The sequence below is a fragment of the Streptomyces canus genome, from assembly GCF_001514145.1.
GTDB lineage: Bacteria > Actinomycetota > Actinomycetes > Streptomycetales > Streptomycetaceae > Streptomyces > Streptomyces canus.
On record NZ_KQ948670.1, the window covers coordinates 205,327 to 227,374 of the forward strand.

23 protein-coding genes are annotated in these 22,048 nt (G+C 70.2%); 12 read left to right on the forward strand and 11 right to left on the reverse strand.

Annotation, left to right across the window (positions count from 1 at the left end; translation table 11 throughout):
• Positions 1-236 precede the first annotated feature (236 nt).
• Entirely contained in the window at positions 237-1,346 is a 1,110-nt protein-coding gene (locus AQJ46_RS37790) for a beta propeller repeat protein (protein ID WP_059209856.1), read from the reverse strand.
• Positions 1,347-1,348: 2 nt separating this feature from the next.
• Positions 1,349-2,416: a hypothetical protein gene (locus tag AQJ46_RS37795; protein WP_059209857.1), complete on the reverse strand. Its 1,068-nt coding sequence runs from the start codon at positions 2,414-2,416 to the stop codon at positions 1,349-1,351.
• Between the two features lie 175 nt (positions 2,417-2,591).
• Here AQJ46_RS37795 and AQJ46_RS37800 point away from each other — a divergent pair, with 175 nt between their 5' ends.
• Positions 2,592-2,939 (forward strand): antibiotic biosynthesis monooxygenase family protein, encoded by a 348-nt coding sequence (locus AQJ46_RS37800; protein WP_059209858.1) that lies wholly within the window; start codon positions 2,592-2,594, stop codon positions 2,937-2,939.
• Positions 2,940-2,955: 16 nt separating this feature from the next.
• Here the strand turns inward: AQJ46_RS37800 and AQJ46_RS37805 are convergent, their stop codons facing one another.
• The 4 genes from AQJ46_RS37805 to AQJ46_RS37815 all read right to left on the reverse strand — a co-directional run bounded on the left by AQJ46_RS37805 (position 2,956) and on the right by AQJ46_RS37815 (position 7,220).
• The gene (locus tag AQJ46_RS37805; RefSeq protein ID WP_059209859.1) at positions 2,956-5,247 is read right to left on the reverse strand and encodes an FdhF/YdeP family oxidoreductase; all 2,292 of its coding nucleotides are present in this window, start codon (positions 5,245-5,247) and stop codon (positions 2,956-2,958) included.
• Between the two features lie 51 nt (positions 5,248-5,298).
• On the reverse strand, positions 5,299-5,919 hold the full coding sequence (locus AQJ46_RS37810; RefSeq protein ID WP_059209860.1) for an SRPBCC family protein: 621 nt from the start codon (positions 5,917-5,919) through the stop codon (positions 5,299-5,301).
• A gap of 183 nt (positions 5,920-6,102) precedes the next feature.
• Positions 6,103-6,228, reverse strand: a complete 126-nt coding sequence (locus AQJ46_RS58540) for a hypothetical protein (RefSeq protein WP_263972891.1) — start codon at positions 6,226-6,228, stop codon at positions 6,103-6,105.
• A 38-nt stretch (positions 6,229-6,266) separates the two neighbouring features.
• Positions 6,267-7,220 carry an NAD(P)-dependent oxidoreductase gene (locus AQJ46_RS37815; protein ID WP_059209861.1) on the reverse strand — a complete coding sequence of 318 codons (954 nt, stop codon included), beginning with the start codon at positions 7,218-7,220 and terminating at the stop codon, positions 6,267-6,269.
• Between the two features lie 129 nt (positions 7,221-7,349).
• Between AQJ46_RS37815 and AQJ46_RS37820 the strand changes: the two genes are divergently transcribed.
• A complete protein-coding gene (locus tag AQJ46_RS37820) occupies positions 7,350-7,946 on the forward strand; it encodes a TetR/AcrR family transcriptional regulator (RefSeq protein WP_059209862.1) in 597 nt (198 codons plus the stop codon).
• 131 nt (positions 7,947-8,077) lie between these two features.
• Here the strand turns inward: AQJ46_RS37820 and AQJ46_RS37825 are convergent, their stop codons facing one another.
• Complete coding sequence (locus tag AQJ46_RS37825; RefSeq protein WP_059209863.1) at positions 8,078-8,626, reverse strand: GNAT family N-acetyltransferase; 549 nt, start codon at positions 8,624-8,626, stop codon at positions 8,078-8,080.
• A 290-nt stretch (positions 8,627-8,916) separates the two neighbouring features.
• Here AQJ46_RS37825 and AQJ46_RS37830 point away from each other — a divergent pair, with 290 nt between their 5' ends.
• Together AQJ46_RS37830 and AQJ46_RS37835 are read left to right on the forward strand one after the other, a co-directional pair.
• Positions 8,917-9,159 carry a DUF5302 domain-containing protein gene (locus AQJ46_RS37830; protein WP_059209864.1) on the forward strand — a complete coding sequence of 81 codons (243 nt, stop codon included), beginning with the start codon at positions 8,917-8,919 and terminating at the stop codon, positions 9,157-9,159.
• Between the two features lie 313 nt (positions 9,160-9,472).
• A complete protein-coding gene (locus AQJ46_RS37835; RefSeq protein ID WP_059209865.1) occupies positions 9,473-10,351 on the forward strand; it encodes an LLM class flavin-dependent oxidoreductase in 879 nt (292 codons plus the stop codon).
• A gap of 177 nt (positions 10,352-10,528) precedes the next feature.
• On the opposite strand, the gene AQJ46_RS37840 is transcribed toward AQJ46_RS37835, so the two are convergent.
• Positions 10,529-10,852 (reverse strand): TfoX/Sxy family protein, encoded by a 324-nt coding sequence (locus AQJ46_RS37840; protein ID WP_059209866.1) that lies wholly within the window; start codon positions 10,850-10,852, stop codon positions 10,529-10,531.
• Positions 10,853-10,887: 35 nt separating this feature from the next.
• Between AQJ46_RS37840 and AQJ46_RS37845 the strand changes: the two genes are divergently transcribed.
• Together AQJ46_RS37845 and AQJ46_RS37850 are read left to right on the forward strand one after the other, a co-directional pair.
• On the forward strand, positions 10,888-11,208 hold the full coding sequence (locus AQJ46_RS37845; protein WP_059209867.1) for a DUF6191 domain-containing protein: 321 nt from the start codon (positions 10,888-10,890) through the stop codon (positions 11,206-11,208).
• A gap of 340 nt (positions 11,209-11,548) precedes the next feature.
• Positions 11,549-11,827 (forward strand): hypothetical protein, encoded by a 279-nt coding sequence (locus AQJ46_RS37850; RefSeq protein WP_059209868.1) that lies wholly within the window; start codon positions 11,549-11,551, stop codon positions 11,825-11,827.
• Positions 11,828-12,348: 521 nt separating this feature from the next.
• On the opposite strand, the gene AQJ46_RS37855 is transcribed toward AQJ46_RS37850, so the two are convergent.
• Positions 12,349-12,771 carry a MarR family winged helix-turn-helix transcriptional regulator gene (locus AQJ46_RS37855; protein WP_059209869.1) on the reverse strand — a complete coding sequence of 141 codons (423 nt, stop codon included), beginning with the start codon at positions 12,769-12,771 and terminating at the stop codon, positions 12,349-12,351.
• A 62-nt stretch (positions 12,772-12,833) separates the two neighbouring features.
• On the opposite strand from AQJ46_RS37855, the gene AQJ46_RS37860 reads away from it, so the two are divergent.
• Complete coding sequence (locus AQJ46_RS37860; protein ID WP_079072603.1) at positions 12,834-13,628, forward strand: alpha/beta fold hydrolase; 795 nt, start codon at positions 12,834-12,836, stop codon at positions 13,626-13,628.
• A 44-nt stretch (positions 13,629-13,672) separates the two neighbouring features.
• Complete coding sequence (locus AQJ46_RS37865; RefSeq protein WP_225887490.1) at positions 13,673-14,632, forward strand: phosphotransferase family protein; 960 nt, start codon at positions 13,673-13,675, stop codon at positions 14,630-14,632.
• 405 nt (positions 14,633-15,037) lie between these two features.
• Here AQJ46_RS37865 and AQJ46_RS37870 read toward each other — a convergent pair whose 3' ends face one another.
• Together AQJ46_RS37870 and AQJ46_RS37880 are read right to left on the reverse strand one after the other, a co-directional pair.
• Positions 15,038-15,556 (reverse strand): GIY-YIG nuclease family protein, encoded by a 519-nt coding sequence (locus tag AQJ46_RS37870; RefSeq protein WP_059209870.1) that lies wholly within the window; start codon positions 15,554-15,556, stop codon positions 15,038-15,040.
• A 1,030-nt stretch (positions 15,557-16,586) separates the two neighbouring features.
• The gene (locus AQJ46_RS37880) at positions 16,587-16,973 is read right to left on the reverse strand and encodes a DUF302 domain-containing protein (RefSeq protein ID WP_059209872.1); all 387 of its coding nucleotides are present in this window, start codon (positions 16,971-16,973) and stop codon (positions 16,587-16,589) included.
• A 114-nt stretch (positions 16,974-17,087) separates the two neighbouring features.
• Between AQJ46_RS37880 and AQJ46_RS37885 the strand changes: the two genes are divergently transcribed.
• From AQJ46_RS37885 to AQJ46_RS37900, 4 genes are all read left to right on the forward strand, one after another.
• Positions 17,088-19,244 (forward strand): MMPL family transporter, encoded by a 2,157-nt coding sequence (locus AQJ46_RS37885; RefSeq protein WP_059209873.1) that lies wholly within the window; start codon positions 17,088-17,090, stop codon positions 19,242-19,244.
• 98 nt (positions 19,245-19,342) lie between these two features.
• Positions 19,343-19,609 carry a metal-sensitive transcriptional regulator gene (locus AQJ46_RS37890; protein ID WP_057613992.1) on the forward strand — a complete coding sequence of 89 codons (267 nt, stop codon included), beginning with the start codon at positions 19,343-19,345 and terminating at the stop codon, positions 19,607-19,609.
• A gap of 315 nt (positions 19,610-19,924) precedes the next feature.
• Positions 19,925-20,494, forward strand: a complete 570-nt coding sequence (locus AQJ46_RS37895; RefSeq protein ID WP_059209874.1) for a DM13 domain-containing protein — start codon at positions 19,925-19,927, stop codon at positions 20,492-20,494.
• Positions 20,495-21,138: 644 nt separating this feature from the next.
• Positions 21,139-22,044 carry a universal stress protein gene (locus AQJ46_RS37900; RefSeq protein WP_059209875.1) on the forward strand — a complete coding sequence of 302 codons (906 nt, stop codon included), beginning with the start codon at positions 21,139-21,141 and terminating at the stop codon, positions 22,042-22,044.
• The last annotated feature ends 4 nt before the right edge of the window (positions 22,045-22,048 follow it).

The window sequence follows — 22,048 nt, forward strand, 5'->3', positions numbered from 1 at the left end:
GCACACGGAGTGGTCTCCGTCCACCGGGGCATTCCAGGTCCTTCCCCGTACGTCCGACACGGTTACTGTGTTGCTTCCCGGCTTTTGTTGTCAAACGGCAACAGTGCGTCTGACCGCCCTTACTCGAGCTCGGGTACCCCGTCACGGCGAGTTCTTCGGTGCGTGTGCCGTATGTCTCTCGAACGAGGGAAGCCGTGCATGTGCGGAGCCATCCGGGGAAGGGGAGGGATTTCTGCTCAGCCGAAGCGCAACGTACGGGGCGCGAAGGTGCCTTCGGGGCCGTCGGCGCGGCCGACCGACCACACCGTGTCGGTGCCTGGGACCGGTGCCAGCCGCAGTGTCCGCGAGTCTCCCTCTCCGGCCACCGCCGGTTCGCTGTACTCGGTGAACGACTGGCCGTTCCAGGCGAGGAAGTCCGGCCCGGGGACAAGCGGGGGAGAGCTGCCGGCCGGGCCCCACTTCTGCGAACGGGCCACCGAGACCCAGGCCAGTCCGCCGGACATGGAGGCCGCCAGTGAGCTGATCGAGCCGAAATCGGTGGGGACGCTCACCCGGCTCCACGTCTGCCCGTCGAAGCGGAGCAGCAGCGGGGGAATCGGCCGGCCCGGCGGGCCGCCGACGAACCCGGCCGTGCCACCCGCCCACACCTCGGTCGGCGAGACCGCCAGCACACTGCCCACGGCCGACCGCGGGAACCCGTCCACGATCGTCTGCTGCCACGCTTGCCCGTCCCAATGGGACACGGCCGCACCCGAGTCGGTGGCGCCCGCTGCCCAGACGTCGTCGGCCGCCTTGACGTGCAGCCCGTACACCGATCCCGGTGGCACGGGCACGTCCCGCCAGGCGCTCCCGTCCCGGCGCAGCAGTACCTGGGTACCGTCGCGCGAACCGATCAGCCAGGCCTCACCGCCGCCGGCGACGATTCCGGTCAGCGCCACACCGGGCGGCGGCCGGCTCTCGGACCAGGCGATGCCGTCGAAACGGAGCAGACGGGCGCCACCCGCCGCATCGCGACCGACCACCCAGACCATGGTCGGTGAGCTGGCGGCGACGGACAGCAGCTCTCCCTGCCAGCCGATCCCGGACAGGCTCTGGCGGTGCCACGCGGTTCCGTCCCAGCGCAGCACCAGCGGGAAGCCGGGAGCCTCGCGCCCCACGGCGTCGGCGCCCACCGCCCACGCCCGGTCCGGGCTGACTGCCACGGCCTCGTTCAGGGCGGCCTGGGGGCGTACCTGTGCCGGAACCGGAACGTGCTGCCAGGACAGCGGTTGCGCCGCGGCCGAGCCCATGGCGGTGACGAGGGCCATGGCGACAGCGAGGGCCGCGACGAGAAGCCTTCTGGTCATGCTCAGCCTCCCAGCCGCTCGCTCATCAGGTTCGGTTTCGAGCCGTAGATCTCGACGGTGCCGAAGGACAGCAGTGAGGACCCGGCCCTCGTCAGCGCACGCGGTTTGACGTCGATCGCGTTCGTGCGCTCCGGGCCGTAGGAGAAGGTGGTGCGGGGGCCGTCCACCCGCGCGTACCTCGACTGGAACGCGCGGTTGCTGCGCACCGGCAGCCACAGCGCGCCGTCCGGGCCGCGCACCATGGCCTCGGTGGAGGTGTCGCCCAGCGGCGGGTGGGCGGTGCGCCAGGCGTGTCCGTTGAAGGTCATCAGGTAGGTGCTTGCCACGCCGTCGGTGTACTGGCTGCCACCGATCGTGATCCGGCCGGACGGTTCGAGCAGGAGCGTGTGCACGTTGCTGTCCGGCGGCAGCGGCACCTTCGCGTCCTGCCATGCCGTGCCGTCCCAGTGCAGAACGGCGGTCCCGGTGCTGGTGTCCGCCCAGGCCCAGGCGTCGTCGGCGGTACGCGCGGTGACTCCCATCAGGTACAGCACGTCGGCCGGGGTGGCCTGTGCGGTCCAGCGGGAACCGTCGTAGTGCAGCACCTTCAGCCCGGTGTCGTCCTCACCGACCACCCACGCGGCACCCGGCGTCGCGGTGAAGTCCTGGTAGGTCCACAGGGTTTGCGGCAGCGGAAGGGCACTCCACCCTCCCGCCGACCGGCGCAGGATCTCGCCCTCTCCCGCGCGGTTGTGGAGGATCCACACGTCGGTGCCGACGAACTGCACCTTGCCGAGCCAGCCTGGCTCACTCGCACCGGGGAAGGTGGTGTCCCGGCTCCACGCCGTTCCGTTCCACCGGTACAACATCGGCCGCAGTCCGTCGGAGGCCTGTTCGTACCCGGTCGCCCACGCCTCGGACGGCCCGCGGGCCGCCAGATCGGACACGGTCACGGGCGGGGCCGCCGCCGGTACCGGCAGCGCCGACCAGCTCGGGGTCACGGCAGGGTTCGGTGTCACGGCCGCAGCCGGCGACACCACCGCGGCACACGCGATCACCAAGCAGACGACGACCGCACGGAGACCGTTCACGAGACCTCCCAGAACGCGAAGGCCGCACACGCTATGGGCCTTCACCGATCCGTGGACAGACGGCATTCGGCCGATCGCGGTCCCTGGGAGCGTGGGTCGGCAGGGTTGTGGGTTCGGGCGGATGCGCGAGATCGTTTGAGGCGATCCTGCTGGTGTCGTCCGTCGGAGGACTCGCGTGACCGATCCCGTGCCCGCGTCGCTGCCCGCCCCGCCCTACTACGCGGTGGTGTTCACGGCAGTGCGGACCGCCGGCGACAACGGCTATGGAGAGATGGACCAGCGGTTGTTCGAACTGGCTGCCGACCAGCCGGGATTCCTCGGTGTCGATGCCGCTCGCGGTGCGAACGGCTTGGGGATCACGGTGTCGTACTGGCGGGACGAGGAAGCGATCGCCGCATGGCGGGATCACGCGGAGCACGCCCTGGCTCGTGCGTACGGACGCGAGCACTGGTACGCCTCGTTCGCGCTCCACGTGGCCAAGGTCGAGCGCGCCTACGCCTTCACCCGCCCCGCGGACACGTAGGTCCGGTTGCGTTCGGTCAGGCGGGGGTGGGCTCGAGGCGGACGACGATGCCTTTCGACGCGGGCTGGTTGCTGATGTCGGCGACGCTGTCCAGCGGCACCAGGACGTTGGTCTCGGGGTAGTAGGCGGCGGCCGATCCCTGTGCGGCCGGGTACGGGACGACCTCGAAGTTCTCGGCGCGGCGCTCGGTGCCGTCCACCCAGATGCTCACCAGATCGACGTGGTCGCCCTGGGAGAGGCCGAGTTCGCGCAGATCGGCCGGGTTGACGAGCACGACGTGGCGGCTGCCGTGGATGCCGCGGTAGCGGTCGTCGAGCGTGTAGGGGATGGTGTTCCACTGGTCGTGCGAGCGCAGGGTCTGCAACAGCAGGTGCCCCTCGGGCGCCTTGGGGATCACGCGCTCGTTGCGGGTGAACAGCGCTTTGCCGGCCGAGGTGTTGAACACGCCCTCGTTGACGGGGTTGGGCAGTTGGAAACCCCCTGGTCGTGTCACCCGCGCGTTGAAGTCGTGGAATCCCGGCACGATGCGGGAGATGCGGCCACGGATCGTGCCGTAGTCCCCCTCGAACCGGTCCCAGGGGATGTCCGGCTTGCCGTCGAGGGTGCGGCGGGCCAGCCGGCACAGGATCGCGACCTCGCTCAGCAGCAGGGGGGACGCCGGTTCGAGGCGCCCCTGGGAGGTGTGCACCTCGCTCATGGAGTTCTCGACCGTGACGAACTGCTCGCCGTCGGCCTGTACATCGCGTTCGGTGCGGCCGAGGGTCGGCAGGATCAGCGCCGTATCACCGCACACGATGTGCGAGCGGTTCAGCTTGGTGGAGATGTGGGCGGTCAGCCGGCACGAACGCATGGCCTCCTCGGTGACCTCGCTGTCGGGAGCGGCGCGTACGAAGTTCCCGGCCAGGGCGAGGAACACCTTGACGCGGCCCTCGCGCATCGCCTTGATCGCGTTCACCGAGTCGAGTCCGTGCGGGCGTGGTGGATCGAAGCCGAACTCCTTCTGCAGCGCGTCGAGGAAGGTGTCCGGCATCTGCTCCCAGATGCCCATCGTGCGGTCGCCCTGGACATTGCTGTGCCCGCGTACGGGGCACACGCCGGTGCCGGCGCGACCGAGGTTGCCGCGCAGCATCACGAAGTTGACGATCTCCCGGATGGTGGGCACGCCGTGCTTGTGCTGGGTGATGCCCATCGCCCAGCAGACGACGACACGTTCGCTGCGCAGGACCTCGTCGAGGACCTTCTCGATCTCCTCGCGGGTCAGTCCGGTCGCCTCGCGCACGTCGTCCCAGTCGACGGTGCGGGCATGCTCCGCGAACTCCGAGAAGCCGGCGGTGTGGGCGTCGATGAAGTCGTGGTCCAGGACGGTGCCGGGCCGGGCGTCCTCGGCTTCCAGCAGCAGGAGGTTGAGGGCCTGGAAGAGGGCGAGGTCGCCACCGGGCTTGATGTGCAGGAAGCGGTCGGCGATCTGGGTGCCCCGTCCGACGACCCCTCGTGGCTTCTGCGGGTTCTTGAAGCGCCGAAGCCCGGCCTCGGGCAGCGGGTTGACCGCCACGATGCGGGCACCGTTGCGTTTGGCCTCCTCCAGGGCCGTGAGCTGGCGCGGATGGTTGGAGCCGGGGTTCTGCCCCACCAGGAAGATCAGGTCGGCGTGGTGGAGGTCGTCGAGGCTGACGGTGCCCTTGCCGGTGCCCAGCGTCTCGCTCAGGGCGAAGCCACTGGACTCGTGGCACATGTTGCTGCAGTCGGGCAGGTTGTTGGTGCCGAAGGCGCGGGCGAAGAGCTGCAGGACGAAGGCGGCCTCGTTACTGGCCCGGCCCGATGTGTAGAAGACGGCCTCGTCCGGGGAGGCGAGCGAGGTGAGTTCCCCGGCGAGCACACCCAGGGCGTCGTTCCAGCTGATGGGCTCGTAGTGGTCCGAGCCCGGCCGCTTGATCATGGGTTCGGTGAGCCGGCCCTGCTGGTTGAGCCACATGTCGGAGCGCCCGGCGAGGTCGGAGACGCTGTGCTCACGGAAGAAGTCGGCGGTGATCCGGCGTTTCGTGGCCTCGTCGTTGATGTGTTTGGCGCCGTTCTCGCAGTACTCGTTGCGATGGCGCTGTCCCGGGGCCGGATCCGCCCAGGCGCAGCCGGGACAGTCGATGCCGCCCACCTGGTTCATGGCCAGCAGGTCCACCGCGGTCTTGCGCGGGGTGGTCTGCTCCAGGGAGTACTCCAGCGCGTGCACGACCGCGGGGACCCCGGCCGCCCACTTCTTCGGCGGTGTCACGGAGAGGGTGGTCTCCGGCTCCTCGCCGTGCGGGTTCTGCATCGCTTCACCTTTCTCTTGCCGCGTCCGTCCTGCCGCCTGCGATACGCGGGGTCAGCCGACGGGCCACTGGGCCACACGGCTCCTCGGCGGTTCCGGGTGATCGTGCTGTACCCGGCCGTTGCGGATGGTGCCGCGCCAGGCCCCGCCCTCCTGTCCCAGCCCCTCGATGAACTGCTTGAAGTGCTGGAGCTCGCGGCGGACCAGCCGGGCGGTCACCTGCGTGATCTTGGAAGAGCCGGTGAGCCGTTTCGCGGCCCCGCGTGGCTCGAGCAGCATCCGGACGGTGATGGCCGTGCCGTCCGACTCCGTCGGCCTGAACTCGACCTCGCCCTGATGTGAGGGGCGCTGCTCCAGGCCGCGCCAGGCCAGGTAGGAGTCGGGGTCCTGCTCCACGATCTCCACCGCGAAACGGCGGCGCAGCGGCCCGTAGCCGATGGTCCAGGCGGTCACGGTGGGCCTGACCTGTTCGACGCCGTGCACCACGGGCGAGAACCGGGGGAAGGTCTTGAACTGCGTCCACTGGTTGTACGCCGTCCGCACCGGCACGGCGACCTCGACCGTCTCCTCGACGTGCTGCCTCCGCAGTGGCCGACGACGGGTGACACCGTCGGTGTCGGGGCGCATGCCCGGCGTGTTCGGGACGGCCTGCCGGGAGTCCTGTTCGCGCGCCATTATGGCCTCTCCTCCGGTGCAGGGATCCGGGCCTCGTGCACCCGCCTCCCTCTCGTGGGTCAGGGCACCTCTCCCGGTTCCCCCAATACGGTTTTCGAGTCGCGCGAATGCGCCACCATCCTGCTCGGTCACCGGCTTCGGGGGCCGGGCACCTGGACCGGTTCGTCTCAGGCTGGGACTGGCTCACACGGCACAGGGCAGCGAGTCCGGCACCGTGACCCCTGCCGAGACCACGAGGACACCGGCCGCGAGCAGCACGGCACGCCTCCGGTGGACCGGGACGCGCGCACCGGTTACGCGCCAGTTCATCCACGACTCGCCGCGCCGCTGAGCCGCGTGCGGCAGCGTCACGGTGGCGGTGCGGCGGCAGGCGTTCGTCCAGCGCAGGGCCGTCTCGACTGGTCCTCCGGCTGTCCGACGGGTGCGGGTGTGCCGTCGGTCCGGGCCTCCAGGGCGTGCAGCACGGCCACCATGTCCTCGTCGCCGTGGCCCCCTTCGACGGCCTCGCCGTACAGGGCGTGGCAGGCGTCGAGGAGCGGGGAGGCCAGACCGGCCTTGCGGGCGGCCTCGGCGATCAGACGGTTGTTCTCCAGGACGTTGGTGGCGGCGGCCTGCACGGTGAAGTCGCGGGCCAGCAACTTGGGCCCCTTCACCCGTGAGACGGCACTTGCCATCGGGCCCGCGTCCAGGACGTCCCGGAGCAGGCGCTGGTCGAGTCCGTGCCGGTCGGCGAAATGGAACGCCTCGGCCAGCCCCGTGACGAGGGTGATCAGGAACAGGTTCACCGAGAACTTCATCAGCAGCGCGCCGGGGACCGCGCCGCAGTCGAACGTCGCCCGGCACATCGTGGCCAGCAGAGGGCGTACGGCCGCGACGGCGTCGTCGTCACCCGCCGTCATTCCCACCAGCTCCCCCTGCTCGGCGGGGATGCGGGAGCCGGAGACGGGAGCCTCGACATACCTTCCGCCCGCGGCCCGGACAACATCCTGCAGACCGCCCGAGTACTCGGCCGAGGTCGTGCCCATGTGAACGACGGTCCGTCCGGCGACGTGGCCGGCGAAGTCCGGGGTGTCACGCCCCAGCACGGCGTCCACGGCAGCCTCGTCGGCCAGCATGAGGACCACGGTCCGGGCCCGCTCGAAGACCTCGGCGGGGCTCGCGGCGACCTCGGCTCCGGCGGCGCGCAGGGCCTCGCACCGGCCGGGGGTGCGGTTCCACACGACGAGAGGCGTCCCGGCCCGGAGGAGGTTGAGGGCCATGGGCTGCCCCATGGTTCCGAGGCCGATGAATCCCACGTACACAAGGCACCGCCTTTTCCGACTCACGCCGAAGCCGAGCCGTTGCCGCACGCTATGACAGCGGTCATAGTAAGTGCTCCTATGACGGCGGTCATAGAGTGGACGCGCACGCACCACACAGGGAGGTCGGCGATGGCGGTGCCCGAGAGGGGCGCACGGGAGCGGATGGTCTTCAGCGCTGCTCAGCTCATCCGGCGCGACGGGGTCGCCGCCACCGGCATGCGCGAGGTCGCCGCCCACGCCGGCGCACCGCGCGGTTCGCTCCAGCACTACTTCCCCGGCGGCAAGGAGCAACTGGTCAACGAGGCGGTGGAGTGGGCAGGCCGATACGCCGCCGACCGAGTCGCCCGTTTCCTTGCCGCCCTGCCCGAACCGACACCGAGCGGACTGTTCGCGGAAATGGTGCGCCAGTGGACCGACGAGTACGAGAGCGTCGGCTTCGCGGGTGGCTGTCCCGTCGCCGCCGCCACGGTGGACTGTGCGGAGTCGACCGCGTCGACGCGGGCGGCCGTGGCGGAGGCGTTCGCCACCTGGACCGCTCCGGTGGCGCGGGCGCTGACCGACATGCGCGTGCCCGAGGAGCGAGCGGCCGCGCTGGCCACCCTCATGGTCAGCGCCCTGGAAGGAGCGATCGTCATGGCCCGGGCGGAGCGGGACATACGTCCACTGACGACCGTGGCCCGCGAGCTCGGCCCCCTCCTCGACGCGGCGATGATCCAGGACGGCTGACAACGGGTCACAGGGTTCGCCGTGAGGTCGTGATCAGGGCGCCGGTGACGGCTCGGCCGGTCCTGCCCGCTGGAGGCACCCGCGCACCAGCCCGGCAACGGCGGTCGATGCGAGCCATGGGGTGGTTGCCCTCAAGCGGGCGGTGTGACCGGGGACCACTCGCCCATCCACTGTTCGGCGTCCCACTTCTCGAACCGTTGCACCTCGGTGAACCCCAGCTTGGCCGCGAGGCGCATCGAGCGGGCATTGGCGGTCTGGGTATAGAGCACCACCGGCACATCGGGAAGCGCATCGGCGAACCAGTCGAGTGCCGCCGCGCACGCCTCGGCGGCGTACCCGCGCCCCCACGCCTCCGGCAGGAACAGGTAGCTGAGCTCGGCCTCCCCGGCGTCCGGACGGACGTTGCCGCGACGCTCCGCCTCGCGCCGGCTGACCTCGACGGTGCCGATCATCGCCCCGTCGAGTTCGATCACGAAATGGCCAGGGCGCCGGCCGGGCGTCTCAGGCACCGAGCGCTCGAGCTCATCACGCGCTTGAGGACCACCGAGGTAGGTATGCACATCCGGCGAGGCGAGCAGCTCGATGAACGCCGCACGGTCCCGGGCCTCGGACTCGCGGAGCACGAGCCGCTCGGTTGTGATCGGGGCAACTGGCCAGGCGACGACAGCGAGTTCAGTCATGGCGGGCAACCTATCGCACGCCCGGGAGGGTGATCCGAAAGAGATGGCCTGGCCGGACCGATGCGCTTCGGGGGCGTGGAGGAGGCGGTGGCCGTACGTTCGTCTCATGGGCTACAGGTCCAGTCCGTCGGGGTTCCACCGGAGAAGGCGTCGCCGTCACAGCTCTGCCTCCCCGGAGCCTCGCGACCGGTCATGACCGCCCCCGTACGCCTGAGAAGGGACACTGGCGCCCCGTACCGCGCCCGGCATGACAAGCTGTGATTCCCACTGCCCGAACCCAGGAGGTCACGATGACCGCAGAAGCTGCATCCCCAGAAGGTTCGGAGCCGGCCGAGCCCGAGACGTCCGCACTCGCGCCCGACAGCGACGGCAACTACGACCTCAAGCGCAAGTTCCGCGAGGCCCTGGCACGCAAGCGTGGTGCCCAGGCCGACGCCGCCGACCTTGCTGCCAATCCCCAGGCCTCGAAGATCCGTGGGGCGCACGGCCCGGCTGCGAGCCAGCGGTCGTTCCGGCGAAAGAGCGGAGGCTGAGCCGGAGCGGTTCCGAAAGCTCCTGGGCGTCGTCGTGGCCGCACTGCCGTGACGGCTATGACCAGAACCCGATCCACCATGCCGACGGGCTGGCAGCAGCCGGCCGTTCGGGATGGCTGATGGTGAAACGACAGCCCGTGGGGGAGTTCATGAATTCCCCCACGGTGATCTGTGCTCCGGTCTCCGGTAGCCGATGGTGCAGCGGGTGGGGCTCACGTAGGTCCACCGCCGGTTCGAGGTCCGCAGAACGATCAGGGCCTTGGTGCCGGGACACCCCGTTGAACGAGCTGCCACCGCCACATAGGTTCCGCGTATGACGAACGTACGGATCGGCGTGATGTACGACCGAGACTGGGCCCCGGAAGGGCTTCCCGACTTCGCGCGGCGGGCAGAGGCGCTCGGCGTGGACGACGTGTGGGTGGTGGAGGACCTCGGGTGGAACGGCGGGGTGTCGGCGGCGGCCGTGGCCCTGGGAGCCACGGAACGCATCAAGGTGGGTATCGGCATCGCCCCCGCCCCGTTGCGCAGCCCGGCGCTTCTGGCGATGGAACTGGCCACGCTGGCACGGGTGTTCCCCGGACGACTGGTGGCCGGGATCGGGCACGGGGTGCAGGAGTGGATGGCCCAGGTGGGCGCCGCGGCCCGTTCCCCGCTGGCCTTGCTCGAGGAGACGATCACCTCGGTACGCGCGCTGCTGCGTGGGGAGCGCGTGGAACTGACGGGCCGTGAAGTGCGCCTGGACGGAGTCCAGTTGACACATCCGCCGACTGAGGTGCCGCCGATTGTCGCGGGCGTTGTGCGCTCTCGCTCCCTGGAACTGTCCGGCCGGGTCGCGGACGGCACCGTGATCACTGAGGGCCACGGCCCGCGCGACCTGGAGAACGCCCGCGCGCTGACCGCCAAGGGCGGCGCCGCGTCCGACCATGCCCTGACGGTCTTCGCCTTCGCCTGCGTCGGTGACGACGCCGACGAGGTGGCGGGGGTCCTGCACCCGCACATCGAGGGCCACGGCGCCTGGCTCGGCCGCCCACCGCACGAGGTCTTCACCGTCTCGGGCCCCGCCTCACAGGCCGCCGAGCGTCTCCGCTCTCTGGCCACGGCCGGCGCGGACACGGTCGTCCTGCGGATCGCCGGCCCGGATCCGCTACGGCAACTGGAGGCCGTACTCGATGCGGTGGGGCCGCGCAACTGAAGTCCGGGAGCCGGCCAGTGACCGTCTGATCGGCGTCTGGCGCGGCCGCCGCGGCCAGGGGGAGTGGTCCGGTGCGGTGGTAGGAGGACGCGCTCCCGCCAGGACTGCGAACCCACCGCACCCCAAGGCCGCGCCGACGTGCCACTGGTCCGCTCGCCGCGGCGGCGGCCGGGGCCTCTACTTGGGCGGCGGGCTCGCCGCGAAAACGCGTCCCTCGTCGATCCACGCTCCCAGGGCCTCGTCCTCCGTCACGGCGGACCCGGCGACCACGATCCAGCCACGCATGGGGCGGCCGGTCATGTCGAAGACCCTCGCCCCGGGGCGGGCGAGGGCCGCGTCGGCGGTGTCGGGACCGACGCGGACCATGAGCTCGTCGCCGGTCACGCCGACGGCCATGTTGCCCTGGTACAGGAAGGCGAGGCCGCCGAACATGCTCTTCTCGGTGACGCCGGGACGGCGCCGAGGGGTGCGGGGGTGGGCGAAAAGGGTTTCCGAAGTCAGCGTGTGCGTGTGTCTTCACTACGGATACTGGGCGCATGGGATTCGCCGTCTTCATGACCCTGCCCGGACTGGTCATCGTGCTGACCGCCGTGGCCTTCGCTGATCAGCTGCTTCTGCGCGCAGGTCGAGCTGGGCTGCTGCCCTGGCGGAACAACGCCAGACAGGGACAGATCTCTGCAACCGGCTTCGAGCAGCTTCATGCGAGCTTCTCGCCGGGCAAGCAGAGCGAACTGAAGGAGCGCCAGTCGGCGCTCATACTCAGGGACGACGAGGAGGACGGGGCACCACCGAACCGCACCATGGTGGATCTGGAGGGCGGAACAGCGGTCGTCCGTATGCCTCCGGCCGGTCGGTAGGGCAAGTGCTGCTCTCTGCCGACGCGTTCAGCCTGCTGTGGCGGTGCCGAACGTTCCCGGGGAGGTCTTGTGGCGCACCCGCCCGGGCGGCGGGGGCAGAGGTCTAATGGCAATCATGATGCGTAGAGGAATGTCGTCCACCGCCGTCGTTGCCGTTGTCGTCGCTTCCGTGTTCGCCGTTCTTACATCGTGTTCCTCGGACTCTTCGGACGGGTCCTCCGCGGACGGCCGGCCAAGCAGCTCCGGATCCGGGTCGGCATCCGATCACCCACGGACGGCCACGCCGTCGCCCTCCCCAACGGGACCGTGTGCTGACGGGACGTGTGAGCTCAAGGTCGCAGTGGGAGACGCCGTTACGGTTCCGGAAGCATACGGCCTCGGGCCGATCAAGGTGACCGCGATCGCCGGCGGAAAGGTGGACATGGTCGCCCAGCTGGCAGGTTCGGGTTACAGCATCTCGGGTTGTTCCGGTGGCGGCAGCGTGTCGTCGGACGGCGGAGGCGGTGTCGGTTTCAGCTGCGGCGAGGGCCCCGCTGCGACCATCAACGACGCCATGAGCCTGAAGGTCGTCAGCATCATGGATGCGGCCGCCGTCCTCCGCATCAAGCCCGCCGGGTGACTCGTCGGCCGGCTACGGCGCCGTCGTCCAACTGTCAGCGTCCTCGCGGCGGTGTCGATGGTGGCCGACGTGTCGAGCGGGATGGTCGTAGGGTGCAGGCCGTGTCCGGCAGGGAGTCCGCCGAGGAAAGGTACGCCCAGACGAGTCAGCCGGTCGCGCAGGCCGTCTGCGATGCCCCAGCCCGGCCACGACCATGGGAACGGCAACGAGGCAGACATACCGAAGGGGAGCAGGCAGGGTGGCCCATGCCCAGAGTCGAAGTGGGCCAGAGCCACCAGTTCCCACACGAATCTCATACCGACGTTGATCACCTTGGTGGGTCGCTCGGACACCGGCTGTGACATGAGAAGCCGCTGTCCGCTCACGCCGACTTCCCCATCAGGTAACCCTGTTCGCCCTTCCGTCACGCTCCGGCGATCACGAACTCCACCACTCACACCCGTTGCGTCCGCGAAGCCGCTGTGGCGGTCAGGCTCAAGTCGCCCGGGAGAGTCCCAAGCCGCCATCGGACCCGAGGCGGCTCAGGGACCGTCTGGTGCCGCGGCGAGGCGCTGAAGCAGATAGAGGAGGGTCGCGCGGTCCGCGTTCGGCAGGGCGGAGAAGCAGTCGGCGAGCACTTCGTCGGCGATCTTGTGTCCGGCTGTCAGGGTTTTTCGGCCGGTGGGTGTGAGGTGGTGTTCGATGCGTCGGCCGTGTCCTGGGCGGCGTTCTACGAGGTCCTGGGCGGTGAGGCGGCCGGCGAGTGTTCCGAAGGCTTGTTCGGTCTGGAAGGTGGCCGCGGCCAGTTCGCGGGCGGACGCTCCGGGGGAGCGGCTGATCGCGCGCAAGGCGTCCCACTGGGCCAGTGTCGTGCCGATGGTCTGGAGGGCGCTGTCCAGGGCCCGATGCTGTCGGTACTGAGCCTGTTTGACCGCTCTGCCTAGTTCTTGCAGCTCAACGTCCATGCATCGAGTCTACGTCATGACCAAGCTAGCTTATATAAAGATGTTTAGTTACTATGGTCGGCATGTCCACCAACGCATCAGCCATGTACGCCGATCTGTCCCTGACTCTGTCCGAGGCCGGAGCAGGAAGGCCGGTCCTCGTCCTGCACGGCGGCGGAGGCCCCGCCACCGTCGCCGGCCTCGCCCAGCACCTCTCCCGCACCGCCCACACGATCACACCCGTGCACCCCGGCTGGGACGGCACCCGGCGCCCCGCCTGGCTCACCGGCATCGACGACCTTGCCCTCGCCTATCTGCACATGCTGCGCGACCGCCGGCTGCGCGATGTTCTCGTCGTCGGCTCCTCCCTCGGAGGCTGGACAGCCGCCGAGATGGCCGCACGTGACAGCGAGGGCAGCATCACCGGCCTCGTCCTGATCGACGCGGTAGGCGTGCAGGTCGAGTCGGAACACATCACCGACTTCTTCGCCCTCGACGCCCGCGGCGTCGCGGAGCACTCCTGGCACGACCCGGACCGCTACTACCTCGACCCGGCCGGCCTCCCGGCCGAAGAACTCGCACGCAGACAAGCCAACATGGCTACCATGCGCATCCTCGCCGGCGATCCCTACATGCACGACCCCACGCTGCTGCGCCGGCTCGGACAGGTCCAGGTGCCTTCCCTTCTGCTCTGGGGTGAGAGCGACCGCATCGTCACCCCCGCCTACGGCGCCGCGTACGCCGACGCATTCGGCGACGGCCGACTCGAAGTCGTCCCCAAGGCCGGCCATCTTCCGCAGATCGAACAGCCGGAAGCCACCTTCGCCCTGATCGACGGGCACCTGCGCCAGTCGGGCAACCCGTCGGATCAGCAGTGAGCAAAAGCGTCCGCGTGTGGCCGTCCGGATGATGGGGTGGCGAGGTGGCAGACCACGATGGGGCGGGGGCCGTCCGGCCGTTGACGCTGGCCTGGGTGGGCCGGCATCTCGACATGGGTGAACGGGTCGTCAAAACCGAGGCGCTGCACGGGGGTATCACCGCGGAGATGCGGCGTCTGACCGTCGGTGGGCGGGACGGAGGCACCCGTGACCTGGTGCTGCGGACGTTCGTCGATGTGGAGTACGCCGACGACTGGCTGAACAGGGAGCGGTGCGCCGTTGCCCTGCTCGCGGGGGCCGGCGTGCCGGCTCCTGGACTGGTCGCGGTTGATCGCAAGGCCGTGCATTGCGAGTATCCATCGCTGCTGATGACTCATCTGGCGGGCCGGACGGTCCTCGAGGACGAGGGAGTGGAGGCGCGCGTCCCTCTGCTCGCCCGTGAGCTCGTGGCGATCCACGCGGTGCGACCCGCCCCCGCCGAGCGGCCCCCGGGGTTCGTGACCTTGACGACCGCCGACACGGTCGTGACACCGAAGGGCGCCGACGCGGCGGCATGGGCTGCGGCGGTCGACGTGATCCGAGAGCCCGCACCCGCCTATGAGGGGCGGTTTCTGCACCGGGACTTCCACCCGGGCAACGTGCTGTTGGACGTGCCGTCGCCGAGTCCGACAGCCCTCCAAATCACCGGCGTCGTCGACTGGGCAGGAGCTTCTTGGGGCCCGGCGGACCTCGATGTCGCGCGTTGCTGCACCAATCTCGCGCTGCTGCATGGGCCGGCGTGGGGTGTGCGGTTCGCTGGGGCGTATGAGAAGGCCGGCGGAGTGCTGGCGGCGGCCGCGAGCGACCGGCTGTACTGGCAGGTGCGGGACGCGCTGGCGGTCTCAGAAGAAGTGCAGCAGGTGTCGCTGCCATGGCGGGGCGCAGGCAGGACAGAGCTGACGGCACGGATTGTGGAGGAGCGGCTGGATGCCTACGTTGCCACCCTGATGGACGCGTCGGGCTGAGCCTAGGTGGTCCGGGGCGTGGGCACGGCTGTCAGCGGTCTGTTGGTCGAGCTCCATGGGGTCGAGCGCGTCGACGGGAACGGCATCGGCACGGCCGTAGTGGGCCACTTTCCTGGGGCAGTTGCGTCTGCTCTGTGGCTTCGGGCGGCTTGCCGGCGAGCTTCGTCGCCAGGGTGCGCCCCACCCGAGCCCGGCCATCGCGGCCTCGGTGCCCAGCATGATCGGCTGGAGGGACGTGGCGGGGAGCGGCGGCAGCTTCTCACGCGGCCGGCGCCAGGCCGACTTCAAGAGAGTTCTGCGCCGTCGGGTGGCAGCCGCCGTACGTGCGCATCACAGACCGCTCCGACAGTCCGGCGCGGCAGTCCCCACGGCTGCCGCGCAGCACGCTGGACTCTGATACGCCGTCTACGGCTTGGCCCGTCTGGTCGGCCGTCCGGGTGAGGGTTGTGCGGCCTCGGCTTCTTCGGCTTTTCTGGCGAGTTTCACGATTTTTGTCTGTGCTGCGTCGATGCCGCGGAGGATGAGACGTAGGTGGGTAGTGGACTCGGGTACGGCCGCCTCGAGTTCCTCCAGCCGCCGCTGTTGCGCGGCGAGTTCGGACCTCAGTCGTGAGGCCCGGTCGGGTGGCGGGGGAGGGGTCATCCCATTGAAGACGACGTTGTGCAGGGGCCGTTCGGCTTGGACGGCTTCGCGTTCGGCTGCGTGCGCGTCGTCGGGGTAGTCGATCCGGATGGCGATGACGCGGCGGCCCCAGGGCTGTTGCTGCAGGTGGGTGCGGATGCGGGTGAGCGGACAGGTGGAGATGCCGACGTAGAGCAGACCTTCGGGGCCGTGGAGCCGGTACAGGGCGGTGCGGCCGGCGGTGTGCAGGCTGCCTTCCTCGTCGAACAGGCTGCGCAGGAACTGTGTGTCGATGTCGGTCATGACGCGGCCTTTCTCGGCTCGGGGCGCGCGGTGGCTGTCGTGTCGGCTGGTACCGGCCCGCAGCCGTGCGGATACTCCTGCCTGCCGGGCGGCACGGGCATGCCCCCGGAGCGGGCGTCGACCGCACGCCGCTTGTCCAAACCCTCACGGTCCCACGCGGGTGTGACAGTGCCTCTCCGACCAGCACGTCAGGAGTCGGGACGGATCACCTGCAGGTGATCCGGGGCCCGGCTCCGGCCCGGTCCTGTCCGCGGGCGGCAAGCGCCGCTCCTCGGCTGCGGGCGCGGGATCTCCTTGTTCACAAGGCACCAGGTCTGCGGGGGAGAGCTGCGCGCGCCAGAAACCGGGAGAAATGACGAATCGCTGACGTCAAGGCTCACCGGCGTCTCATCCGGCCTCTCCCCTCGCCGCAGCGCTGCTCGTCGCGACGGCGGCTGTGATCGGCACCGTCCTGGAACACCGCTACGTAAAGCGTCATGCCAGCCGGCCGCCGCTGTACGGCCATGGGGAGCCGCACGTCGGCCCCGGCACCCCCGCCGCCATCATCGTGGCGCTCGCGGTCGTCGGCGTACGGGCCGCTCCTCGCCGCCCGGCTACCCTGGCGCGCGCTGCTGTGCACGGCCAGGAGGTCGTGCCGGGTGCTGGTCGTGGGAGAGCGACCGGCCAGCGATCGTGGTGAAGAGGGCCCCACCGCCGCGTGCTCATCGGCGGACCGTGACTTCGGGCACACAGCGAGGCGGCGGTGCCGCGCTGGCGAATGTCGACGCCGATGACCTCGATGATCCGGTACCGGAGTTCCTCGCGCTTGGGGCGGTTCCCCGCCGCGTAGGCGGGACGCGATCACTCACCGAACCGGTGCGGCGGCCGAAATGCGCCATGGCGCCTGCGGCTCGGGCCGCCGACGTGGGCCCTTGCCTTCGCTCGATCCTCGCCGAGAGGTATACGACCGCGAGGAGGGCCGTCCGTGCCTGGAGGCAATCAGCGGTGGCGCGTCAGGTCGTGCCGCGCCAGGAGGGGATCTCGCCGGCGGTCAGTCGAGCGAGGCGAGAGCGGCGTCCAGTCGGGCGGTGGCCTCCTGTGCGACGGGCTGCAGGGCGGGCAGGCCGGTGAGAGTGACCATGGTGTTCGGGTCGAGAGCCTGGACGATCGTGTGGTCGCCCTCTCGCCGTACGACGACGTTGCAGGGCAGCAGCACGCCGATCGCGCGGTCGGCATCGATGGCGCGGTGGGCCAGGGAGGGGTTGCAGGCGCCGAGGATCAGGTAGTCCTCCATGTCGTGGCCGAGCTTGGCCTTGAGGGTGGCCGTGACGTCGATCTCGGTGAGGACGCCGAAGCCCTGGGCGGCGAGGGCTTCGCGTACGGCGTCGACCGTGGCGGCGAAGCCGCTGGTCAGACGGACGGTGCGGTCGTAGCTCACGGGATTCTCCACTGATGGGCACGTGTGCGAACACGGCCAATAATACCCCCCCGGGTATCGTGTACGCTCATCGGCGCAGCCAAATTACCCCCCGGGGTATATCAGGAGGATTCCATGACGAGCGTCGACCACGCCCCGAAGACCGGGGCCCCGCCCCTCCCGCCTCCCCGCCCCGGACTGCTGGGGCGCCTCGGCGACTGGACAGCGAGCCGCTTCAGGACCGTGCTGGCGGGGTGGGTGATCGTGGTCGCCGCGCTCGGTGTCTTCGCGCCGCAGGTGACCACCGCGCTGTCCGGTGCGGGCTGGCAGAGCAACGGATCGGAGTCCGTCGCGGTCCGTGAGCTGGCCCAGCAGCACTTCGGCGGCACCGGCTCCACCGCGATCCAGGTCGTCGTCCACGCCGACCGGCCGGTCACCGACCCCGCCGTGCAGAGCGTGCTCGCCAAGGCGACCAAGCTGCTGACGGCCGACGACCGGATCTCCGAGGTCGTCCAGCCCCGGTCCGGGGCGACGATCAGCCGGGACGGCAGGACCGCGGTACTGCTGGGCGGCGCCAAGGCCAACCCGGACGACATGGTGCGGGCCTCCGATGACCTCAAGGAACCGCTGCGCGCGCTGTCCACCGACGGCATCGCCGTGCGGGCCACCGGTGCGTCCGTCCTGTGGAGCGACTTCAACACCGCCAACCTGGACGCGATGATCCACGCCGAGATCTTGTCCTGGCCGGTCATCCTGGTCGTCCTGGTGATCGCCTTCGGCTCGCTCGTCGCCGCCGGCCTCCCTCTGCTGCTCACCATGGCCGGGCTGGCCGCCTCCGTGGGCTCGTTGGTCCTGATCAGCCATGTCACGCCGATCTCCATCTGGGCCATGGACTTCGCTCTGATGTTCGCCCTGGCGCTCGGTATCGACTACGCGCTCTTCCTCGTCATCCGCTTCCGCGGCGCCCTCGCCCGCCACGGCGACCCACGCCGCGCGGTGGAGGAGACCATGGACACCGCGGGCAAGGCCGTCCTGCTGTCGGGACTGACCGTGCTCGTCAGCCTCTCCGCCGTGATGCTCGTGCCCGCCCCGGCGGTCCGCACCATGTCCGTCGGCATCATGCTCTCCGTCGTCTTCGTGCTCGCCGCCACTCTGACCCTGCTGCCCGCCGTCCTCGGCAGGCTGGGCCCGCGCGTCAACAAGCTCGCCCTGCCCCGGACCCGCAGCGACCAGGTCGTCTCCCCGCGCTTCGGCGCCTGGGGCGAGCGGCTGTGGCGTCACCCGCTGCGCTACGGGGTGCCCGTGGTGCTGGTCCTGGTCGCGCTCGCGGTCCCGGCGTTCGGGCTGAAGACCGCCATGCCGTCCATCACCGTCGTCCCCGCCGCCGACAGCTCACGGCAGGGCTACGAGATGGTGCAGCAGGCCCTCGGCAAGGGCGCCCCCGGCATGCTCCAGATCATCACGCCCACCGCACAGGCGCAGGCCACAGCCCGCACCCTCGCCACCACCGACGGCATCGCCGTCGTCCTGCCCGCCCAGCCGGCCGCCGACGGCTCGCACTGGAGCCTGATCCAGGCCATGCCCTCGGTCGACCCCTCCGACGCGTCATTGAGTCATACCGTCAAGACCCTCCGGACCGAACTCCCCACCCCGGCGTCGGTCGGCGGCGCGGCCGTGGAGAACCTCGACCTCAAGCAGGCCCTGGACGACAAGGCCCCGCTGGTCATCGGCGTCATCCTGGCCCTCGGCTTCGTCCTGCTGCTCATCGCCCTCCAGGCCCCCCTGATCGCGGCCCTCGGGGTGCTCACCAATCTCCTCGCCACCGCCGCCGCCTTCGGCGTCGCCCGGCTGATCTTCCAGGACGGCCACGGCTCCGGGCTGCTCGGCTTCGACCCGCAGGGCTTCCTGGACGGCTGGGGCCCGGTCTTCTTCTTCGCGATGATCTTCGCCATCGCGATGGACTACACCGTCTTCCTGCTCTCCTCCGCCAAGGAGCACTTCGAGCACACGGGCGACCCCCGTAAGGCCATGACCGCCGCTCTCGCTCACTCCGGCCGCGTCATCTTCGCGGCGGCGGGCGTCATGGTCGCCGTGTTCTTCACCTTCGCCCTCGCCGAACCGCTCCCGCCCAAGGAGATGGGCATCGTCCTCGGCGCCGCCGTCCTCCTCGACGCCTTCCTCATCCGACTCGTTCTGCTCCCCGCCCTGCTCCGCGTCACCGGCCGTGCCGCGTGGTGGAGTCCCGCGTGGCTGCGCAGGGTCCTGCCCGACATCCGTTTCTCCCACGACTGACCGATCCCGTCCCGGTGGCCCCGGTCCCGCCCGGGCCGGTCCACCGATACCCCAGGGGGTACGATCGGCCGTAAGTAACCCGCAAGGAGGAGCCGCCCGTGAAGGTCGACGAGGAAGCCAGCACCGCCGTACTCAACCGCCTCCGTCGCGCCCAGGGACAGCTCGCCGGTGTCATCGCCATGATCGAGGCCGGCCGCGACTGCAAGGACGTCGTCACTCAGCTCGCCGCCGTCTCCCGCGCCCTGGACCGCGCCGGCTTCAAAATCGTCGCCAGTGGCATGCGCCAATGCATGACCGCCGCCGACGAGGACACACCCCCGATGAGCGAAGCCGAACTCGAGAAACTCTTCCTCGCCCTCGCCTGACGCACCTCGACCGCGCAGCACGGCCGACCGTTCGTCCGCTGTTCGGTCGGCACCAGGCCGGCCCCGCCGCTGCGACCTGGGCCCTGCTCACCGGGGCCCTCACCGCCGACCTGCTCCACCGCGACCGGGCCGCCGATGACCACACCGACGGCGGCCATTGTCCCGGCCGCACCGAACACCGGCCCCGCGATGATCATCGCCGCCGCTCGCCTGTGTCGCACGCCGTAAGGATTCCGTCATCACCTGCGGGGTTCGGGACGGCCGCCCGTCGCCGTTGAATGGGCGGACAAGCACCTCCCAGGAGACGAGGTAGGGATGGGGCGCGGGCGCAAGGTACTGACCAGGCCGCTGGTCATCGCGGTGTTGGTGGCGGCGGTCGGCGGGGTCGGCTTCGGTCTGTACTGGTTCCAGCCGTGGAAGCTGTGGCAGGACAAGACCGTGGAGGAGGCCCTGCCCGGGGTGGTGGCGACTTCTGCTCCACCTGCCGAGGCGCCCTCGTACAAGCCCTCCGAGCGGCCCTCGGCCACCGATCCGCAGACGTTGGCAACGGGTGAGCTGATCAGCCACGAGCATGCGACCTCGGGCACGGTGCAGCTCATACGGCTGGCCGATGGTTCCCACGTAGTCCGGGTGGAGAACCTCGACACCAGCAACGGACCGGACCTGCGTGTCTTGCTGACCGACGCTCCTGTGAAGGAGGGGGAGGCGGGCTGGCATGTCTTCGACGACGGGAAGTACGTCAGCCTGGGCAAGCTCAAAGGCAACAAGGGAAGCCAGAACTACGCCCTGCCCAGGGGCGTGGATCCGTCGAGCTACAACAGCGTGAGCATTTGGTGCGACCGTTTCGACGTCTCGTTCGGGGCCGCGGAACTCGCTCGCGTCTGACAGCGGTGCAGCCGGTCAAGCCTCTTCCGAGAACGGCATGGCCTTGTTGGTGCGGGCTGAAGCCGGTCCCAGGGGCCGTACCCGAGGCGGATCACCATCTGGGCGTGGGAGGAGGGGGCGTCCGGCGAGGGCATGGGCGCAGAGGTGTCCTCGACCTCGACACCGCCGTGCCCTCCGCGATCACCGCGCACGTCTCCGGTCACCTCGACCGCGACCGCGAACTGCTTGTCGGCCTGCAGACCGACGCCCCGCTGAAGCGCGCGGCAACGCAACCCAGATCCGCGACCGTGAGGAACTCGCCGAACAGATACGGGCACAGGAACTGATCGACCATTCTGTGCTCTCCGACGGTTCACCGAGCCTGTCGACGAACCCCTTCGCGGACCACCACCTCATCTACGCCGTCGCCCTGATCGCCCTGGCCGCCTCCGCCGCCTCCGGCGGCGACACCTTCAACCTCGGCCAGGTCTGGGTCAAGCCCCCGCTGGTTCGTCGCGGCCGCTGGCTGCGTCGAGCGCGGGAGCCGCACCACGTCGACACCGCCAGGGCCGGTCGGCCCCCGGCAGGGACCTGTGGCCCCTGCCGGGGCCCGCGTCCGAAGGCAAAGCTCGGAGCGGGACACCCCGATCCAGAAGGTGGAGATCATGACCCGTACCCTCACCACCGGCCTCGACGGCTCGCCCGAGAGCCGCGCGGCGGCCGAGTGGGCCGCCCGTGAAGCACAACTGCTCGGCCTGCCGCTGAAGTTGGTCCAGGTCTGGGAGCCGGTGCCGGCGCCCATGGCCCAGGCGCCGCTGCTCGGTCCCGAGACCCACCAGCACTGGACCGAGCGGACAACCCGGGAGACAGCGGAAGGCATCCGACTGCGCCACCCCGGCCTCGAGGTGATCACCGAGCAGTTGTCCGGTCGGCCCGCCGAGGCGCTGGCGGGTGCGGCGAAGGACGCCGAGCTGCTGGTCCTGGGCTCCCGTGGGCTGAGCGGAATCGGCGGGTTCATGGTCGGCTCCGTCGGTCTGTCCGTCGTGGCGCATTCCGAGCGGCCGGTCGTGCTGGTGAGGGCCGGCGAACAGGCTGCCGACGAGCACGAGATGGACCCGGTCGGCATCCCGTCCGCCGCAGCCCCGTTCCGCCCCGTCGTCCTCGGCCTCGACGTCGAGAGCCCCGACGAGGAGCTGATCGCCTTCGCGTTCGCGGCCGCCGTCCGCCGGACCACATCCCTGCGCGTGGTCCACGGCTGGAACCCACCGCCGTACTACGCCTACGGGCTCTCCGTCGACCTGGAACTCCACGGAGAACTGGCCCGTTCCGAGACCACCGCCCTGGCCGAGGTCCTGCTCCCGTGGCGCAAGAAGTTCCCGGACGTCGAGGTCAGCGAGGAGTCCTCCTACGGCAGCCCCGGCAACCACGTCGTCGACGCCTCCCGCGAGGCCTCACTGGTCGTCGTGGGACGGCGCATCCGCCGCAGCCCGTTCGGCGCCCATATCGGCTCGGTCACCCACACGGTCCTGCACCACTCCGCCGCCCCCGTCGCCGTCGTCCCGCACAACTGACCTT

Coding starts and splice junctions, on each gene's coding strand:
- AQJ46_RS37855 (WP_059209869.1), bottom strand. CDS start 12,771: ATGGACGTTGAGCTGCAAGAACTAGGCAGAGCGGTCAAACAGGCTCAG.
- AQJ46_RS37830 (WP_059209864.1), top strand. CDS start 8,917: ATGACCGCAGAAGCTGCATCCCCAGAAGGTTCGGAGCCGGCCGAGCCC.
- AQJ46_RS37900 (WP_059209875.1), top strand. CDS start 21,139: ATGACCCGTACCCTCACCACCGGCCTCGACGGCTCGCCCGAGAGCCGC.
- AQJ46_RS58540 (WP_263972891.1), bottom strand. CDS start 6,228: ATGAACTGGCGCGTAACCGGTGCGCGCGTCCCGGTCCACCGGAGGCGT.
- AQJ46_RS37805 (WP_059209859.1), bottom strand. CDS start 5,247: ATGCAGAACCCGCACGGCGAGGAGCCGGAGACCACCCTCTCCGTGACA.
- AQJ46_RS37870 (WP_059209870.1), bottom strand. CDS start 15,556: ATGACCGACATCGACACACAGTTCCTGCGCAGCCTGTTCGACGAGGAA.
- AQJ46_RS37825 (WP_059209863.1), bottom strand. CDS start 8,626: ATGACTGAACTCGCTGTCGTCGCCTGGCCAGTTGCCCCGATCACAACC.
- AQJ46_RS37860 (WP_079072603.1), top strand. CDS start 12,834: ATGTCCACCAACGCATCAGCCATGTACGCCGATCTGTCCCTGACTCTG.
- AQJ46_RS37885 (WP_059209873.1), top strand. CDS start 17,088: ATGACGAGCGTCGACCACGCCCCGAAGACCGGGGCCCCGCCCCTCCCG.
- AQJ46_RS37835 (WP_059209865.1), top strand. CDS start 9,473: ATGACGAACGTACGGATCGGCGTGATGTACGACCGAGACTGGGCCCCG.
- AQJ46_RS37895 (WP_059209874.1), top strand. CDS start 19,925: ATGGGGCGCGGGCGCAAGGTACTGACCAGGCCGCTGGTCATCGCGGTG.
- AQJ46_RS37810 (WP_059209860.1), bottom strand. CDS start 5,919: ATGGCGCGCGAACAGGACTCCCGGCAGGCCGTCCCGAACACGCCGGGC.
- AQJ46_RS37790 (WP_059209856.1), bottom strand. CDS start 1,346: ATGACCAGAAGGCTTCTCGTCGCGGCCCTCGCTGTCGCCATGGCCCTC.
- AQJ46_RS37820 (WP_059209862.1), top strand. CDS start 7,350: ATGGCGGTGCCCGAGAGGGGCGCACGGGAGCGGATGGTCTTCAGCGCT.
- AQJ46_RS37845 (WP_059209867.1), top strand. CDS start 10,888: ATGGGATTCGCCGTCTTCATGACCCTGCCCGGACTGGTCATCGTGCTG.